General features: G+C 70.2%; 12 protein-coding genes and 2 pseudogenes. 8 read left to right on the forward strand and 6 right to left on the reverse strand.

Annotated elements, in window-relative coordinates:
• Positions 1-21: 21 nt before the first annotated feature.
• The 3 genes and pseudogenes from CKW46_RS06400 to CKW46_RS06410 form a co-directional block, all read right to left on the reverse strand.
• A complete protein-coding gene (locus CKW46_RS06400; protein ID WP_499018941.1) occupies positions 22-771 on the reverse strand; it encodes a hypothetical protein in 750 nt (249 codons plus the stop codon).
• Positions 772-2243: 1472 nt separating this feature from the next.
• Positions 2244-5329 (reverse strand): annotated as a pseudogene (locus tag CKW46_RS06405) (PE family protein); the annotation flags it as partial.
• Positions 5330-5745: 416 nt separating this feature from the next.
• On the reverse strand, positions 5746-6270 hold the full coding sequence (locus CKW46_RS06410; RefSeq protein WP_015354459.1) for a DUF2505 domain-containing protein: 525 nt from the start codon (positions 6268-6270) through the stop codon (positions 5746-5748).
• A gap of 26 nt (positions 6271-6296) precedes the next feature.
• On the opposite strand from CKW46_RS06410, the gene CKW46_RS06415 reads away from it, so the two are divergent.
• Positions 6297-7397, forward strand: a complete 1101-nt coding sequence (locus tag CKW46_RS06415; protein WP_482052968.1) for a UDP-N-acetylmuramate dehydrogenase — start codon at positions 6297-6299, stop codon at positions 7395-7397.
• Positions 7398-7549: 152 nt separating this feature from the next.
• Positions 7550-8821: a L,D-transpeptidase gene (locus tag CKW46_RS06420; protein ID WP_252872681.1), complete on the forward strand. Its 1272-nt coding sequence runs from the start codon at positions 7550-7552 to the stop codon at positions 8819-8821.
• Here the strand turns inward: CKW46_RS06420 and CKW46_RS06425 are convergent.
• On the reverse strand, positions 8805-9557 hold the full coding sequence (locus CKW46_RS06425) for an SDR family NAD(P)-dependent oxidoreductase (RefSeq protein WP_012392751.1): 753 nt from the start codon (positions 9555-9557) through the stop codon (positions 8805-8807). The genes CKW46_RS06420 and CKW46_RS06425 overlap by 17 nt on opposite strands.
• A 176-nt stretch (positions 9558-9733) precedes the next feature.
• Here CKW46_RS06425 and CKW46_RS06430 point away from each other — a divergent pair, with 176 nt between their 5' ends.
• The 6 genes from CKW46_RS06430 (at position 9734) to regX (ending at position 15912) form a co-directional block, all read left to right on the forward strand.
• Positions 9734-11035: an ROK family transcriptional regulator gene (locus tag CKW46_RS06430; RefSeq protein WP_015354462.1), complete on the forward strand. Its 1302-nt coding sequence runs from the start codon at positions 9734-9736 to the stop codon at positions 11033-11035.
• Between the two features lie 20 nt (positions 11036-11055).
• On the forward strand, positions 11056-12447 hold the full coding sequence (gene mshA, locus CKW46_RS06435) for a D-inositol-3-phosphate glycosyltransferase (RefSeq protein WP_262491525.1): 1392 nt from the start codon (positions 11056-11058) through the stop codon (positions 12445-12447).
• Entirely contained in the window at positions 12444-12995 is a 552-nt protein-coding gene (locus CKW46_RS06440; RefSeq protein ID WP_482052969.1) for a type III secretion system chaperone family protein, read from the forward strand. Before mshA ends, CKW46_RS06440 begins: the two co-directional genes overlap by 4 nt.
• Before the next feature lie 13 nt (positions 12996-13008).
• Positions 13009-13764, forward strand: a complete 756-nt coding sequence (locus CKW46_RS06445) for a phosphoglyceromutase (protein ID WP_117437786.1) — start codon at positions 13009-13011, stop codon at positions 13762-13764.
• Between the two features lie 135 nt (positions 13765-13899).
• A complete protein-coding gene (locus CKW46_RS06450) occupies positions 13900-15126 on the forward strand; it encodes a sensor histidine kinase (protein WP_012392756.1) in 1227 nt (408 codons plus the stop codon).
• A 102-nt stretch (positions 15127-15228) separates the two neighbouring features.
• Complete coding sequence (gene regX, locus CKW46_RS06455; RefSeq protein WP_011742113.1) at positions 15229-15912, forward strand: two-component sensory transduction protein RegX; 684 nt, start codon at positions 15229-15231, stop codon at positions 15910-15912.
• Here the strand turns inward: regX and CKW46_RS06460 are convergent.
• Positions 15875-17787 (reverse strand): annotated as a pseudogene (locus tag CKW46_RS06460) (GMC family oxidoreductase N-terminal domain-containing protein). The gene regX and the pseudogene CKW46_RS06460 overlap by 38 nt on opposite strands.
• Positions 17784-18125: a hypothetical protein gene (locus CKW46_RS06465; protein ID WP_482052971.1), complete on the reverse strand. Its 342-nt coding sequence runs from the start codon at positions 18123-18125 to the stop codon at positions 17784-17786. The pseudogene CKW46_RS06460 and the gene CKW46_RS06465 overlap by 4 nt, the downstream one beginning before the upstream one ends.
• Positions 18126-18148: the final 23 nt, after the last annotated feature.

The following is an 18148-nucleotide window of genomic DNA, read 5'->3' on the forward strand; positions in this document are numbered from 1 at the left end:
GCTTAGGACCCCGGAAGCGGGTCAGAGGCCGCCAGGGTGGCCGCCCGTGCCGCCGGAGCTGCCTCTATTGCCTACTGGCGCCTTACTGGAGCCGCCGCTGCCGCCCGCAACCTGTTGGCCGTTCAAGGTGCTGGCGCCGCCCTTGCCGCCGGTGCCTCCGCTGCGGCCGACGCCACCGCCAGTGTCACCGCCGTCGCCGCCCTTACCGCCGTCGCCGCCGTATCCGCCGTATCCGGCGTTGCCAAGGCCGCCGGTGCCCCCCATACCGCCACCACCGCCGAAGCCGGTGCTGGAACCGCCGTCTCCGCCGCGACCAGCATTGCCTCCCGTGGCGCCGTATCCGCCGTTACCGCCGTTGCCCCCGCTGCCGGCAACGCTTTCGAGATCGGTGGCGCCCCCGCCTTTGCCGCCGTTACCCCCAACGCCACCAGTGGAGGTGCCGTTACCGCCGCCGCCGCCGGTGCCGCCGGCGCCGCCAGTGGCTCGGAAACCGTCAGCTGCGCCGCCGGCGCCGCCGCGACCCCCGGTGCCTCCGGTGGTACCAGAGCCGCCAGCGCTGCCGTCGCCGCCGCTGCCGCCGGTGGCTTGGAAACCGCCACCTGCGCCGCCGGTGCCCCCGTCACCCCCAGCGCCGGCGATCACACCGTTGCCGCCCTTGCCGCCGTTGCCGCCGCTGCCGCCGTCGCGGTTCGTGAAGAGGCCGTTAACGCCGTTGCCCCCGTTGCCGGCGTTGCCGCCGCTGCCGCCGCTGCCGCCGTTGCCTCTGACCACGCCGTTTCCGCCGCTGCCGCCGTTGCCTCCAGCGATATTTGACCCGTTGCCGTGCCCTCCATCGCCGCCGTTGCCGCCGCTGCCCCCAAGCCGGTGACCACGGTGCCGTTGCCGGCGTTGCCGCCCTTGCCGCCGTTGCTGCCGTTGACGCCGTTGCCGCCGTTGCCTCTGGCTCCGTCCAGACCTCCAGCAGCTTTGGTGGTGGCGTCGCCGCCGGTGCCGCCGGTACCGCCGGTGCCGCCTGAGCCGCCGTTGCCGCCGTCACCACCATCGCCTGGCGAGACCCTGGGACGTCCAATGGCGGCTGCTTGGCCGTCGGCGCCGTTGCCGCCGTTGCCGGCTTTGCCTCCTTGGCCGCCGTCGCCTCCTTGGCCGCCGGTGCCGTTGTGGAATCCGGTTGCGTGCGCTTTTCCGCCGTTGCCGCCATCGCCCCCGGCGCCGCCGTCGCCGCCGTGGCCGCCGCCTAAGCCGGTTGCGGCGGCTTGTGATGTGCCGGTAGCCCCCGCACCGCCGGTGCCGCCGGCCCCGCCGCTTCCGCCGTTTCCGGCGTTTCCGTTGAGGTAGCCGCCGTCGCCGCCGTTGCCGCCGGCGCCGCCGTGGCCGCCAACGGCGCCGGGGGAGCCCGCGGTGGTTGCTGCGGTTCCGGTCCCGCCGGTCCCGCCGTCGCCGCCGTTGCCGCCGTTGCCGAAGGCGCCGCCATCGCCGCCGTGCCCGCCGGCACCGCCGTCAAAGCCGGCCGGGTGGGCGGTGGTGCCAGCGCTGCCGCTGCCGCCGTCGCCGCCGTCGCCGCCGTTGCCGCTGATGGGGCTGTAGCCGCCGAGGCCGCTGAGTCCGATGGTCTCGCCGATTCCGCCTTTACCGCCGGCCCCGCCGACCCCGGGGTAGCCGCCGTTGCCGCCGTTGCCGCTGATGGGGCTGTAGCCGCCGAGGCCGCTGAGTCCGATGGTCTCGCCGATTCCGCCTTTACCGCCGGCCCCGCCGACCCCGGGGTAGCCGCCGTTGCCGCCGTCACCACCGTCGCCGCCGTCGCCGGCCAGGGCCCCACCGTTGCCCCCGCACCCACCGTTGCCCCCGCACCCGCCGGCGCCGCCGGCGCTGCCGGCGCTGCCGTCGGTGCCCGAGCCCCCTGGGGTGATCGCGGTCAGCCCGCGTGTTCCGTTGACACCGTCACCGTCACCGCCGTCGCCGCCGTCGCCGCCGTCGCCGCCGTTGCCGTAGGCCCCGCCGTTACCTCCGGTCCCGCCGGCCCCGCCGGCGATATCGACCGCACCCCGCCCGCCGTTTCCGCCGCTTCCGCCGTCCCCGCCGCTGGTGGGGCTGTGCCCGCCCAGGCCGGTGAGTCCGGTGCTGGAGCCGACACCGCCCGTGCCGCCGGCCCCACCGGCACCGGTGTTACCGCCGTGGCCGCCGTCGCCGCCGGCTCCACCGAACCCGACCGCACCGTCTCCGCCGCGGCCTCCGTCGCCGGCGAGCCCGCCGGCCCCGCCGTTGCCGCCGGCGCCGCGGGTTCCGTCGGCGTAGCCGGCCGCTTGTGCCTGTCCGCCGGCCCCGCCGTTACCGCCGTCGCCGCCGGCCCCACCGGCCGCGCCGGATCCGCCGTCCCCGCCACGGCCACCGTTGGGGTTCGCGGCGGTGCCGTGATCCCCGGCCCTGCCGTTCGCACCGGACCCGCCGAAACCACCGGTGCCGCCGGCCCCGCCATCCCCGCCGGCCCCGCCACGGCCTCCGTTGGGGTTCGCGGCGGTGCCGTGATCCCCGGCCCCGCCGTTCGCGCCGGACCCGCCGAAACCACCGGTGCCGCCGGCCCCGCCGTCCCCGCCGGCCCCACCGGCGCCGGCTTGGGTGCCCCCGGCCCCGCCGGCCCCGCCGGCCCCGCCGGCGCCGCCCGCGCCACCGCCGCCGCCGGCGAATCCCTGCGTGCCGGAAGCGCCCGCGGTGGTGGCGTCGACCCCATTGCGTCCGTCGCCGCCGGCTCCGCCGGCCCCGCCGTCCCCGCCGTCGCCGTAGGCCCCGCCGGCCCCGCCATCCCCGCCGGCCCCGCCACGGCCACCCTCAAAACCCACACCGCTGGTGCCCGAACCGCCCGCGCCGCCGGCCCCACCGTCCCCGCCGTCACCGTAGAACCCGCCGTTGCCGCCGTTGCCGCCGTTGCCGCCGTTGCCGCCGTTGCCGCCGTTGCCGCCGTTACCGCCGGCCGCGTCGCCCCGCGCGATCCCGTCACCACCGGCCCCGCCGGCGCCGCCATTGCCATACTTGCCGCCGTTACCGCCGGCCCCGCCACGCCCGCCGGTGGCGGGACTGTCACCGCCGTCGCCACCGGCGCCGCCATCACCGCCGCTGGTCGGGCTATGCCCGGACAGGCCGGACAGGCCGTTGCTCGAGCCGGCGCCGCCGGACCCGCCGGCCCCACCGGTCCCGGTGTCACCGCCGTGGCCGCCGTCCCCGCCGGCCCCGCCGCCGGTCGTGTATGCGTCACCGCCGTCACCGCCAGCCCCGGCCAGCCTGCCGGCCCCGCCGGCGCCGCCGGATCCTCCGGCGCCGCGAACGCCGTCGGTGTAGCCGGCCGCCAATGCCTGACCACCGGCGCCACCGTTACCGCCGGCCCCGCCGGCCCCGCCGGCCCCGCCGGCCCCACCGTCGGCACCGGACCCACCGTCACCCCCGCGGCCACCATCGAGGTGGGCGATGGTGGCCCGGTCTCCGGCCGTGCCGGCCGCACCCGAGCCGCCGGCCCCACCGTCGCCGCCGGTGCCACCGGCTCCGCCGTCGCCCCCGTGGCCGGCCAGGGCACCACCCAGGCCACCGGCCCCGCCATTGCCGCCGACCCCGCCATCCTCACCGGCGGTGCCCGAGCCGCCCGGGGTGTCCGCGCTCACCCCCCGCTGCCCGGCGATGCCCGTACCGCCGGCACCACCGGTACCGCCGTTGCCGAACACCCCGCCGTTGCCACCGACCCCACCATCACCGGCGATCCCGCCGGGCACGGTGCTATCGGCCCCGCGCCCTCCGCTACCGCCATTACCGCTCAGTGGGCGGGCACCTTCGCTGCCATGAGCGCCCGCGATCGAGCCGGCCCCGCCGGCGCCGCCAGCACCACCCACACCGGGGGTGCCGCCATCACCGCCGGCACCACCGGTACCGCTGCCACCACCGGCAAACGTGCCCGTGGCCCCCACACCACCATCACCGGCCAGCCCACCGGCCCCACCGGCACCGCCGGCCCCGCCGGCACCCTGGCCGCCGAAGAAGCTGATCAACCCGCCCGCACCCCCGGCGCCGCCGGTCCCCCCGGCCCCGCCGGTACCGCCATCACCGCCATCTCCGCCGTCACTGCCCAACACCAGCCCGTCCGCGCCGCCACCACCGGCACCGCCGACACCCCCGACACCGCCAGCACCCCCGTCGCCGCCGGCACCGGCCAGCCAGCCGCCCCGCCCCCCAACGCCCCCATCACCGGCACGGCCGCCATCACCACCGGTCTGGCCCGCACCCCCGGTGCTACCGCCATCACCGGCACCACCGCCACCCCCGGCCCCACCGTGGCCGATCAGCCCCGCCGCACCACCGGCCCCGCCGGTACCGCCGGCGCCACCACCGCCGACCTCACCACCCACCCCGCCGGCACCACCGTCGCCGCCACCGGCACCGCCATCGAGACCCATGCCCTGCCCGCCGCCGCCACCGGCACCGCCATCGAGACCCATGCCCTGCCCGCCGGCACCGCCGGCCCCGCCCGCACCCCACAACCACGCTCGACCCGCCGCACCGCCAACACCACCGCTAAGCGCACCCACCCCGCCGGCACCACCGTCGCCGCCGCCGCCATAGACCAGCCCGCCCTGCCCGCCGGCACCGCCGGCCCCGCCCGCACCCCACAACCACGCTCGACCCGCCGCAGCACCAACACCACCGCTAAGCGCACCCACCCCGCCAGCACCACCATCCCCGCCGGCACCCCACAACCAGCCGCCATTGCCGCCCACCCCGCCCGCACCGCCGGCCCCCGAGGCGCCGCTGAGCCCGCCCGCACCACCGGCCCCGCCTCGCCCGATCAACCCCGCCGAACCACCCGCCCCACCGCTTTGACCCACCCCGCCCGAACCCCCATTACCCCCGTTACCCCATAACAACCCCCCGCCCCACCGGCTTGCCCCGTCCCGGCCGCCCCATCAGCGCCATCACCGATCAACGGCCGCCCCCACAACGCCACCGCCGGCCCGTTCACCGCCCCCCACACGCCCCGCTCAATCACCCCTAGCGGCGACAACGTCCCCACCGCAGCCGCCTCAGCCCCCGCATACGCCCCCGCCCCGGCCCCCAACGCCCGCGCGAACCGCTGCTCAAACTCCGCCCACTGCCCACACACCGCCTGATACTCGCGACCAAACCCCCCAAACAACGCCGCAATCGCCACCGACACCTCATCACCGGCAGCCGCCGTCACCGACGTCGTCGCCCCCGCCGCCGCCGCATTAGCCGCACCCACCACCGACCCAATCCCGGCCACATCGGTTGCCGCCGCCGCCACCCACTCCGGAACCACACTCACAAACGACACAACACCCACCGCCCATCCACCCAAAGGCCAACAGAGTTCGACCCGGACCCAACCGGTCCAAACACGCTATATCCGCAGGTCAGCGATGCATCTGTAGAAAAATCAGATCGTCAAAAGTTGAGTAGCACCGCTCCCGCACGCCGCCCACCAGCGTCTTAGCCACCCCAACCCGAACTGCATAAACAACCACCGGCAGCCACCAAACCCGTCTCAACATCGAGACGGACGGACACGCCCTGCAGTTGGGACTACGCGGAGCTCAGGGACTGTGGCGCTCGCATCATCGCCGGCTGAGGTGACCAATTCCGGTCGATGCATGTTGCGGCGAAGGCGTTGAGAGCCGGCTTGCGGGCGTCTCCCGGCGATCGGAACCGGGATCGGTGGCGGCACGTGTTAGCGCGCCTAGTTGGGGCTACTTAGGCGTTGTCCGCGATCCACTCGGTAGTGAACTTCTGCTCTACGGTCACCAGCTGGCTCAGCTCGGTGCCGATCATCCGTTCCAGCTTGCCGCCGATCAAAGGGATGCGTACCTGGGCGGTGAGTTGCAGCGACAGTCGGGAGCCGCCCGACTTGGGGTTGGGCGTGAGGACTCCGGTGCCCCATAGATTCACCGGTGCATCCACGATCGACCCTGCGATGGACGCCGTTGCGGTTCCATCGTTGACCGGCCCCCAGGTTTCCTCACGCCGGATGCACAGATCTCCGCGGTGCAACTGGGTGACCAGGCCCGGCAAGTTGTGGCTGAAGACGGTCTGCAAGGTGACCACTTCGATGGTCCCGTCGTGTCCGGGCTTGCCGTCCACCCGCATCGACTCCAGGGTTGCGACGTCCACTGGAGTTTCTGCCAGCCGGGCCCGCCAGTATTGCTCCTCGTAGAAAGCCTGGAGGACTTCGGTGACGCTGCCTTCGTAGTCGGCTGACACGTCGAATGAACGCGGCATAGCTGGCCAGGCTACCGTTACGGGCCATGAAACGGCGCGATGTCGGTTCGCTATTCGCCGGTGCGCGCGTCGCCGAGTCGGTGCCGCTGGCGCCATTGACCACGTTGCGGGTGGGGCCGGTCGCGCGGACGCTGGTCACCTGCGACACCACCGATCAGGTGGTTGGCGTGCTCCGGGAGCTCGATGACCGTGCCCGAAACGGAGACTGCGGGCCGGTGTTGGTGTTCGCGGGCGGCTCCAATGTGGTGATCGGCGACGCCCTTGCCGATCTGACCGTGGTGCGGGTGGCCAACGACCGGGTCACCATCGACGGAAACCTGGTGCGCGCGGAGGCCGGCGCGGTGTGGGACGAAGTGGTGGTCGCGGCGATCGAACGCGGTCTGGGCGGTCTGGAATGCCTGTCGGGCATTCCCGGATCGGCCGGGGCGACGCCGGTACAAAACGTTGGCGCCTACGGCGTGGAGGTGTCCGACGTCATCACCCGGGTCCGGCTATTGGACCGCAGCACCGGCGATGTGAGCTGGGTGCCCGCCGCCGACCTGTCTTTCGGCTACCGAACCAGCGTGCTCAAGCAAGCCGACGGGCTGGCGCTGCCGGCGGTGGTCCTAGAGGTGGAGTTCGCGCTGGATGCCTCGGGCCGCAGCGCCCCTCTGCGCTACGGCGAGCTGATGGCTGCGCTGGACATGAATAGCGGCGAGCGTGGCGAGCCGCGGGCGGTCCGCGATGCGGTGCTGGCGCTGCGGGCGAGAAAGGGCATGGTGCTTGACGCCGCGGACCATGACACCTGGAGCGTGGGGTCGTTTTTCACCAATCCCGTGGTCGCGCCCGAGATCTACGAACGGCTGGCGGCCCAGACCGGGGAGTCGGTGCCGCACTACCCGGCACCGGACGGCGTCAAGCTGGCTGCCGGCTGGCTGCTGGAGCGGGCCGGGTTCGGCAAGGGTTATCCCGGCGACCCGCACGCCCGATGCCGACTGTCCAGCAAGCACGCACTGGCTTTGACCAATCGCGGTGGCGCGACGGCAGCGGACGTTATGGTATTGGCCAGGACAGTGCGTGACGGAGTTCGTGATGTGTTTGGTATCACATTGAAACCGGAGCCCGTTCTGGTTGGTTGCGCGTTGTAGCTGCTACTTTTGGCCCGGAGCCCGTCTGGAGCATCGTGCTGCGACGGGTACGGGGCCGCTTGAGGACCGTTTGCGCGCTATTGCGCCCGGTATCTTGGAATCCCGTGAACACATCCAGTGCACCCAAGAGTCAGGCGCCGATCAATAGGCGCATGGCTTTGATGGCCCTTGGGGCCGGTGTGTTGGCGCCAAATGTTTTGGCCGCCTGTTCGGGCAAGGTTGCCAAGCAGGCCGAGCAGAAGGCGCCCGAGGCGCCGCGGCTGATCTTCCGGCCGACCGATGCCGCTGGTGACGTGCTGCCGATCGATCCGGTCAGTGTCGAGGTCGGCAACGGCTGGTTCCAGCGGGTCGTGCTGAAGAATCCGTCCGGCAAGGTCATCGCCGGTGCCTACAACCAGGAACGCACCGTCTATACGGTCACCGAACCACTGGGCTACGACACCACCTACACCTGGAGTGGTGCGGCTGTCGGCCACGACGGCAAGGCGATTCCGGTGGGGGGCAAGTTCACCACCGTGACGCCGGACAAGCAGATCGACGGGGGCTTCCAGTTAGCCGACGGGCAGACTGTCGGGATCGCGGCGCCGGTCATCATTCAATTCGATGCACCGATCACCGATAAGGCGACCGTGGAACGTGCGCTCCACGTCACCACCAACCCGCCGGTGGAGGGGAGTTGGGCCTGGCTGCCCGATGAGGCCAAGGGCGCCCGGGTGCACTGGCGCCCGCGCGAGTACTACCCCGCGGGCACCACGGCCAGCGTCGACGCCAAGCTCTATGGGCTGCCGTTCGGCGACGGCGCCTACGGTGCCCAAGACATGACGTTGAACTTCCAGATCGGGCGCCGCCAGATCGTGAAGGCCGAGGTCCCCTCCCACCGCATTCAGGTCGTCACCGATGAGGGAGTCATCATGGACTTCCCGTGCAGCTACGGCGAGGCCGACCTGGCGCGCAACGTCACCCGCAACGGTGTCCATGTGGTGACCGAGAAGTACTCGGACTTCTACATGTCCAACCCGGCCGCCGGATACAGCAACGTGCACGAGCGCTGGGCGGTGCGGATCTCCAACAACGGTGAGTTCATCCACGCCAACCCGCAAAGCGCGGGCGCGCAAGGCAACAGCAATGTCACCAACGGCTGCATCAATCTGTCGACGTCCAACGCTGAGGAGTACTTCCACTCGGCGATATACGGCGACCCGGTTGAGGTCACCGGCAGCACGATCGAGCTGTCCTACTCAGACGGCGACATCTGGGACTGGGCGGTGGACTGGGACACCTGGTTGTCGATGTCCGCGCTGCCGGCTCCGTCGGCGCGTACGCCTGGTACGCAGATCCCGATCACGGCGCCGGCCACCCCGTCGACTGCCCCCAGCCTGTCGGGTACACCGACCACACCGAGCACTACTACACCTGGTGGTTAGCCCGTCGGGTCGCTGAGGCCTGGTCACGCGGCCGGATGATGATCTGATCCAGGTTGACGTGCGGGGGGCGTGAGGCCACGAACCCGATCACTTCGGCGATGTCGGCGGCCACCAGCGGAGTCATCCCGGAGTAGACCGCGTCCGCGCGTTGCTCGTCGCCGTCGAACCGGACCAACGAGAACTCCGTTTCGACCGCGCCGGGTGCAATCTCGGTGAGTCGCACCGGCAGGCCCAGGAGTTCGCCCCGCAGGGTGCGGTGTAGTGCGCCCTGGGCGTGTTTGGCGGCGGTGTATCCGGCGCCGCCGTCGTAGATCTCCAGCGCCGCAATGGAGGTGACGGTCACGATCAGCCCGTCGCCGGAGGCGATCAGCTTGGGTAGCAGCGCGCGGGTTACCCGCAGCGTGCCCAGCACATTCGTCTCCCACATCCAGCGCCAATGCTCGAGATCGGCGTCGGCCACCGGTTCCAGCCCTTTGGCGCCACCGGCATTGTTGACCAGGACGTCAACGCGGCTCAGTCCGTCCGCCAAGGCCGCCACTGCCGCACCGTCAGTGACATCCGCCACAATTGGGGTGCCTCCGATCTGATCGGTCAGCGCAGTTATCCGGTCCGCGCGACGAGCCACCGCGACCACGTGAAACCCTTGCGCGGCAAGAGTTCTGGCGGTTGCTTCGCCGATCCCGGAACTGGCGCCGGTGACCACTGCGACTCGGTTTCCAGCGTCAGTAGTTGTCATCGGGCACACTCTAGTAAACGTGCTAAATTCGCGGTGTGTACCACAGTGCCATGTTCAGCAGCACCGCCCCGCGTCGCTTCGCGGGCGCCTGTTGTTGCCGCTGACTTTGCCGCGCCTGACTCAGCTCAGCATGTGCGGCCAGGGACCCGGCCAGTTGACTCAGAACAAGGACGCCTGTGCACTCGACTACCCTCACCGCCCATCATTCCGGTCATAACGGCCAGCCACGTTCCTACCGTCAGGTGGTGGCCCCGTCATTGCACCTCGCGGATTCCGCGGCGGCCTCCGTGTTTCGGGCCGTGCGATTGCGCGGACCGGTTGGCCGCGACGTCATCGCCACCACCACCTCGCTGAGCATCGCGACGGTGAACCGCCAGGTCATCGCGCTACTTGATGCGGGCCTGCTGCGGGAGCGCGCCGACTTGGCGGTTTCGGGGGCCATCGGGCGTCCGCGAGTGCCGGTCGAGGTGAACCACGAGCCGTTCGTGACGCTGGGTCTGCACATCGGTGCGCGTACCACCAGCATCGTGGCCACCGACCTGTTGGGGCGCACCCTCGACACCGTCGAAACCGCGACACCGCGCAGTTCGGCCAGCAGTGCGCTGGCGTCCCTGGCCGACAGTGCGGGCCGGTATCTGCGGCGCTGGCATCGTCGTCGTGCCCTGTGGGTGGGGGTCGCGATCGGTGGCACGGTGGATGACGCCAGCGGCCACGTCGACCACCAACGACTCGGCTGGCGGCAGGCACCGGTGGGGCCCGCGCTGGCAGACGCCTTGGGGCTTCCGGTCTCGGTGGCATCCCACGTCGACGCGATGGCCGGAGCCGAACTTCTGCTCGGTACCCGGCGCCTCGCGGGGGGGTCATCGACCAGCCTGTATGTCTACGCTCGCGAAACCGTGGGTTACGCGCTGGTGATCGACGGGCGGGTGCACTGTCCGGCCAGCGGCCCGGGCACGATCGCGGGTTTGCCGGCCCACTCCGAACTGCTCGGCGGTACCGGCCAGCTCGAGTCGACGGTGAGCGACGAGGCGGTGCTGGCCGCTGCCCGCCGTCTGCGCATCATCGCGGCCACCCCGCAGGCCCGTACGAACGGCTCGGTCACCGCGATGACCGACTTGCTGCGCGTGGCGCGGGCGGGAAATCAACAGGCCAGGGAGCTGCTCGCGGAGCGGGCTCGAGTGCTCGGCGAGACGGTTGCGTTGCTGCGCGACGTGCTCAACCCCGATGAACTCGTGGTGGGTGGCCAGGCATTCACCGAGTACCCGGAGGGGATGCGCCAGGTGGAAGAGGCGTTCACCGCTCGATCGGTGCTGGCCCCGCGCGACATCCGCGTCACGTCATTCGGAAACCGGGTGCAGGAAGCGGGAGCGGGCATTGTGTCCCTAGGCGGGCTGTATGCCGATCCGCGCGGGGCGATGCGTCGTTCTGGGGCACTGAACACCCGGCTGCGGCAGGCCGAACCCGAAGCCTCGGCGTAGGAGGGCCTGACGTGCGCCCCATGCGTGCGGGGGCCGGTGCCGCGGGCGAGTCCTGTAAAGATGATGGTGTGCGGCCCGATGATGTCTCCCGGCTAACCGCCGACGCCGTCGTGCGCAGGGTTGCCCTGCTGGCTGTGCACACCTCGCCGCTGGCGCAGCCGGGCACCGGTGACGCCGGGGGCATGAACGTCTACGTGCTGCAAAGTGCGCTACATCTGGCCAAGCGGGGGATCGAGGTCGAGATTTTCACCCGGGCCACCGCTTCGGCGGACCCGCCGGTCGTGCGGGTGGCGCCCGGTGTGCTGGTGCGCAATGTGGTGGCGGGACCATTCGAGGGTCTGGACAAGTACGACCTGCCCACCCAGTTGTGTGCGTTCGCGGCCGGGGTGCTGCGCGCGGAAGCCGCCCACGAACCCGGGCACTACGACATCGTGCACTCGCACTATTGGCTGTCCGGCCAGGTCGGCTGGCTGGCCCGTGACCGCTGGGCGGTCCCTTTGGTGCATACCGCCCATACGCTGGCGGCGGTGAAGAACGCGGCGCTGGCCAACGGTGATGCACCGGAGCCGCCGCTGCGCACCGTTGGCGAGCAGCAGGTGGTCGACGAAGCTGATCGGCTCATCGTCAACACCGACGATGAGGCCAAGCAATTGATCTCGATTCACCATGCGGATCCGGCCCGGATCGACGTCGTGCATCCCGGTGTCGACCTGGAGGTGTTCCGCCCCGGCGACCGTCAGCAGGCGCGAACCGCGCTGGGGCTACGGCCCGAGGAGAAGGTGGTGGCCTTCGTCGGGCGGATCCAGCCGCTGAAGGCGCCCGACATTGTGCTGCGTGCTGTGGCCAAACTGCCCGGGGTGCGGATCATCGTTGCCGGGGGCCCCTCGGGCAGTGGACTGGCATCCCCGGACGGTTTGGCTCAACTCGCCGACGAACTCGGCATCGCCGAGCGGGTGACATTCCTGCCGCCGCAGTCCCGCACGGATTTGGCTCGCGTGTTCCACGCGGTTGATCTGGTCGCGATACCGAGTTATTCCGAGTCGTTTGGCCTGGTCGCTGTGGAGGCCCAGGCGTGCGGAACGCCGGTGGTGGCGGCCGCGGTCGGCGGGTTGCCGGTGGCGGTACGTGACGGGGTCAGCGGGACTCTGGTCTCCGGACATGACGTCGACCAATGGGCGGCGGCGATCGACGGGCTGCTGCGAAGCAATGCCGGCGCGCAGGGCGCGCTGATGAGTCGGGCTGCGGCCGAGCATGCGGCCACGTTCTCTTGGGAGAACACCACAGACGCGCTGCTGGCCAGTTACCGCCGCGCGATCGGCGACTTCACCGCCGGGCGCCGCCGCAAGGTTCGCGACCCGGTGGCGGCTCGCAAACCGCGTCGCTGGACGGCTCGGCGCGGAGTCGGCGCGTGACCCCCACCACGCCGCAGAGCCAGTCCGTGCAAGCGGTGATCGAGGACACGCTTAAGGTCAACGAGCTGAGCTACACCCGGCATCAGGGCGCCCACGGCGGGCTGGCCGGCCTGATCGTCGAACTGCCGGGGGAACGCAAGCTCAAGACCAACACCATCCTGAGCATCGGTGAGCACTCGGTACGCGTGGAGGCTTTCGTCTGTCGAAAGCCGGACGAAAACCATGAAGGTGTCTACCGGTTCTTACTCAAACGCAACCGCCGCTTTTACGGGGTGGCATACACGCTAGACAACGTCGGCGATATCTACCTGGTTGGGCGCATGTCCTTGGCCTCCGTCGACGCCTACGAGATCGACCGAGTGCTCGGGCAGGTGCTCGAGGCGGTGGACTCGGATTTCAACACGTTGCTGGAGTTGGGTTTTCGGTCTTCGATTCAAAAAGAGTGGGAATGGCGGATTTCCCGGGGCGAGTCGTTGAAGAACCTGGAGGCGTTCGCGCATCTGATCGACGACGAGGATGACCGAGAGGACCGGGCTCCGGCGACGTGAGAGACTTGCCGGCATGGGAGACACCGGGACGTTGGTGCTGCTTCGCCATGGCGAGAGCGACTGGAACGCTCGCAACCTGTTCACCGGCTGGGTCGACGTCGGCCTGACCGAGAAGGGCCGGGCCGAGGCGGTACGAAGCGGCGAATTGCTGGCCGAACAGGATCTGCTGCCCGATGTGCTCTACACCTCGCTGTTGCGGCGCGCGATCACCACTGCGCATCTGGCGCTGGACAGCGCCGACCGGCTGTGGATTCCGGTGCGGCGCAGCTGGCGGCTCAACGAACGTCACTACGGGGCGCTGCAGGGGCTGGACAAAGCCGAGACCAAGGCCCGCTACGGCGAAGAGCAGTTCATGGCCTGGCGGCGCAGCTATGACACTCCACCGCCACTAATCGAGAAGGGCAGTGAGTTCAGCCAGGACGCTGACCCCCGCTACGCCAACATTGGCGGCGGGCCGCTGACCGAATGCCTGGCTGACGTGGTGGCCCGGTTTCTGCCCTACTTCACCGACGTCATCGTCGGTGACCTGCGGGCCGGCAAGACGGTGTTGATCGTCGCGCACGGCAACTCGCTGCGCGCGTTGGTCAAGCATCTGGACCAGATGTCCGATGAGGACATCGTCGGACTCAACATCCCGACGGGCATTCCGCTGCGCTACGACCTGGACGAACGGCTGCAACCGGTGGTGCCCGGGGGTACCTATCTGGACCCGGAGGCGGCCGCCGCGGGGGCTGCCGCGGTGGCGAGTCAAGGCGCGGCAAAAGCCTGATTTCTGGCGCCGATAGGGCCAGTCGCTAAACAATGCGTGAACGGCAGCAGAACACATGCGGCCGAGGATGTGACTTGTCCTGATTTGGCCGCGCAGCGCTAGGGCTGCGTTCACCAGATTTGTAGGATTTTGTTTGTGACTGTGTTCTCGGCACTGTTGCTGGCCGGGGTCTTGTCCGCGCTGGCGCTGGCCGCAGGTGTCGCGGTCGGGGCCCGGCTGTCACAGCGGCTGGTGCGGCGCCGCCAACAAGCGTCCACCGAGTGGACTGGCATCACCGTCGCGCAGATGCTGCAACGCATCGTCGCGCTGATGCCGATGGGTGTCGCGGTGGTCGATAGCCATCGGGACGTCGTCTACCTCAACGACCGGGCCAAAGAGCTGGGCCTGGTGCGCGACCGGCAGCTCGACGACCAGGCGTGGGAGGCCGCACAGCAGGCGTTGCGGGGCAGCGACGTTGAGTTCGATCTGTCACCTGGAAAGCGTCCGGGCGGCCGGTCCGGGCTATCGGTGCACGGGCAAGCCCGGTTGCTCAGCGAGGAAGACCGGCGCTTCACCGTGGTCTTCGCTTACGACCAGTCTGACTATGCCCGCATGGAGGCAACCAGACGTGATTTCGTGGCCAACGTCAGCCACGAACTCAAGACCCCGGTCGGTGCGATGGCCCTGCTCGCCGAGGCCCTGCTGGCATCTGCCGATGACTCCGACACGGTTCGGCGGTTCGCCGAGAAGGTGCTGATCGAAGCCAATCGGCTGGGCGACATGGTCGCGGAATTGATCGAACTATCGCGCCTGCAGGGGGCCGAGCGGTTACACAACGTCACCGACGTTGACGTCGACACCATTGTCTCGGAGGCGATTTCTCGCCACAAGGTGGCCGCTGACAACGCCGAGATCGAGGTGCGCACCGATTCGTCCTCCGGGCTGCATGTGCTGGGGGACCAGACCCTGCTGGTGACCGCGTTGGCCAATCTGGTCTCCAACGCAATCGCCTACTCGTCACCGGGCTCACCGGTGTCGATCAGCCGCCGTAAGCGCGGCGACAACGTCGAGATCGCCGTCACCGACCGGGGTATCGGGATCGCGCTGGAAGACCAGGAGCGAGTCTTCGAGCGGTTCTTCCGGGGCGACAAGGCTCGTTCGCGGGCTACTGGTGGGAGCGGACTGGGGCTAGCCATCGTCAAGCACGTCGCCGCCAACCACAACGGCAGCATCGGCGTGTGGAGCAAGCCGGGAACGGGGTCCACGTTCACCCTGTCCATCCCTGCCAGTTCGGCGCCCGACGACAGCGATCAACCTGACCAGCCGCGGGCCCGCGACGCGCGGCCCAATCGGTCACAACGAGAGGAAGAGCTAAGTCGATGACCCGCGCTAACGACCATGCAGAGCGAAGCGATGAAGAGGAGTGGCGCCGATGACCCGCGCTTACGACGATGCAGAGCGAAGCGATGAAGAGGAGTGGCGCCGATGACTAGCGTGCTGATCGTTGAGGACGAGGAGTCATTGGCCGATCCGCTTGCGTTTCTGCTGCGCAAGGAGGGCTTTGAAGCCACCGTGGTCACCGATGGCCCGGCCGCGCTGGCGGAGTTCGATCGCTCGGGTGCTGACATCGTGCTGCTCGACTTGATGCTGCCGGGCATGTCGGGCACCGACGTGTGCAAGCAGTTGCGTGCCCGCTCCAGCGTGCCGGTCATCATGGTGACCGCCCGCGACAGCGAGATCGACAAGGTGGTTGGGCTCGAGTTGGGCGCCGACGACTATGTCACCAAGCCGTATTCGGCGCGCGAACTGATCGCCCGAATCCGGGCGGTGCTGCGCCGGGGCGGCGACGACGATTCCGAAGTCAGCGACGGCGTGCTGGAGTCCGGACCGGTGCGCATGGACGTCGAGCGCCATGTGGTGTCGGTGAACGGTGACGCGATCACCTTGCCGCTCAAGGAATTTGATCTCCTCGAATACCTGATGCGCAACAGTGGGCGGGTGCTGACCCGCGGCCAGCTGATCGACCGGGTCTGGGGCGCGGACTACGTTGGCGACACCAAGACGCTCGATGTCCACGTTAAGCGCTTGCGCTCCAAGATCGAAGCGGACCCGGCCAATCCGGTGCATCTGGTCACAGTGCGGGGCCTGGGCTACAAGCTGGAGGGCTGATATAGATCGAGCCCGAGCGGTCGGCGACCACCTCGTCGGCGACCGCCAGCGCCAGCGCCATGATCGATATCTGCGGGTTCACCTCCGGGCAGCTGGGCAGGATCGACGCGTCGGCGACCCATACTCCGTCGACCCCGCGCAGCCGGCCGGTTGCGTCGACGGGGCAGATTTGCGAGTCGGCGCCGGCGGCGGCGGTTCCGGTCGGGTGGAAGGCGGCCAGGTGCAGATTTCTCGGGTCGCTGCGCTGCAGCGCATCCTGCAGTGCTGCCGGTGATGTCACCGTGGGGCACCGGGCAGTCCGGTGAGCACCTCGACCGCACCCGCGGCAAAGAGCAGCCGGCCGATGGCCTGTACCGCCACCCGTAGTTTGGTGATGTCGTCCGGGGCCACTTGATAGTGCACAACGGTTTCGCCGCGTACCGACCGCACCGAACCGGCACCACGATCGGCGACCATCGCACCGAAAGTCGCGACCTGAGGCGCCCGATCCAGCCAGTCGAGCAGCTCGGTGCCGTAGCCGGGAAAAACCGTCGAACCCATCCCCGGTGGTGTGGCGGTCGCTTCGATCAGGACGCCGTCTGACTCGTGGAACTCGTGAACCGCCGCGCTCTGCAGGACGCCGCGCCAAGCGTAGACATCGTCGTCGAAGCGGCCGGCCAGCATGGTGGCCGGATGCAGCGCGAGGTTGCGGCCGAGTCGAGGGTGGCTGCCAAGGCCGCTGCGTCGCAACAGCGTCGGTGTTTCGGTGGCCCCGGCGGCGATGATGACGATGTCGGCGCGCACGTCGATCGCGGTGCCGTCCGGGCGGCGGGCGCGCACGCCGCGGGCCCGTCCCCCCTGATGCAGCACCCGCTGTACCCGCGCGTCGGAGATGATCCGGGCGCCGGCCGCGCAGGCCTGGGGAAGTGCGTTGAGATGCACGCCGAACTTGGCGTTGCTGGGGCAACCGATCGCACATTGGCAACAGCCGGCGCATCCCGGAGCATTGCGGGGGATAGGTGCGGCCTGCCAGCCCAGCGATGCGGCGGCATCCAGTAGCAGGTTTCCGTTGCGGCCCATGATGTCGCGCGGCGCGGGTGCGACCTGCAAGGTGTGTTCCACGTCGTCGAGGCGGCCGGCCAGTCGGTCCGGATCGGCCAGATCGAGCCCGAACTCATCGCGCCAGCGTTGTTGCACGGCCAACGGCGGCCGGAAACAGGTGCCCGAGTTGACCACGGTGGTGCCGCCGACCGCTCGGCCCATCGGCAGTATTACGGCCGGACGTCCCAGCGCGATGGTGGCCCCGCCGCCGCGATACAGGCCGGCGTAGCGGTCTATCGGGTGGGTGGTGCGGAACTCCCGCACCGTCCAGCGGCGGCCCTCCTCCAGCACGACGGTGCGCAAGCCGGCACGGGCCAGGGTGCGGGCCGTCATGGCGCCACCGGCGCCGGACCCGACGATCACCACGTCGGCGGTGACCACCGAAGGGCTATCCGGGGAAGCGGTGATGTCCAGCGCCGCATCGGAACGCGCGGCGTCGTGTGCCTGGGCGCGGGCAAGCAAGTCCGGTGCGTAGGTGTCGGCACCGTTGGCCAGCAGCGCGACCGCTTTGAGCCCTTCCAGCGCGGCGCTGGTGTCGGGATTGATCGCCGCGACTCGGCGCAACACCTGTTCGCGTTGGGCGGGTTCAAGCCGGGCCAGGGATCGGCCGGTGGTCAGGTAGCTCGCGGCCGCCAGCGACACCAGCCCGGCGCGCACGGCCAGCCGTGAGGTGGTCGGCAGCTGCGACAGGTACCGGTCGACGCGCTCGGCGAATTCGGTCGACGTCGGGCCACCGCGTTCCTCGGGCAACAACGCGGCGCCGAACGAGGCCAGTGCGGCCTGGGTGCGGCTCATATCCGGGTTGCCAGCCGGCTACTGAGCCGTCGGCCGAGCTTGATGAAGAACGGATACGTCGCGAAGATGCCTCCGGCCGCCGCGTGCAGCGGCCACTGTGCCTGGTCGGTATCCACGTTGAACACCCCGCTGTTCCACATGAAGTCGCGGCCGTTGCGGGCGCGGAACGGCCGCCACAGCAAGCCCAGCCCGGGCACGTTGTTGTACAGGCCGAACGAACCCGCGAAGAAGACCCCGAGGGCGGCGGCTTCGGCGAGGTCGCGGCGGTCTTCGTCGAGGTGGCGCTCGATGAGCACTCCGCAGGCGAACAACAGCGGTGGGTCCAGCAGAAAACTCATCGGTACGTCCTTTCATTCATGTT

Source organism: Mycobacterium liflandii, assembly GCF_022354805.1.
Classification (GTDB): Bacteria; Actinomycetota; Actinomycetes; order Mycobacteriales; family Mycobacteriaceae; genus Mycobacterium; species Mycobacterium marinum.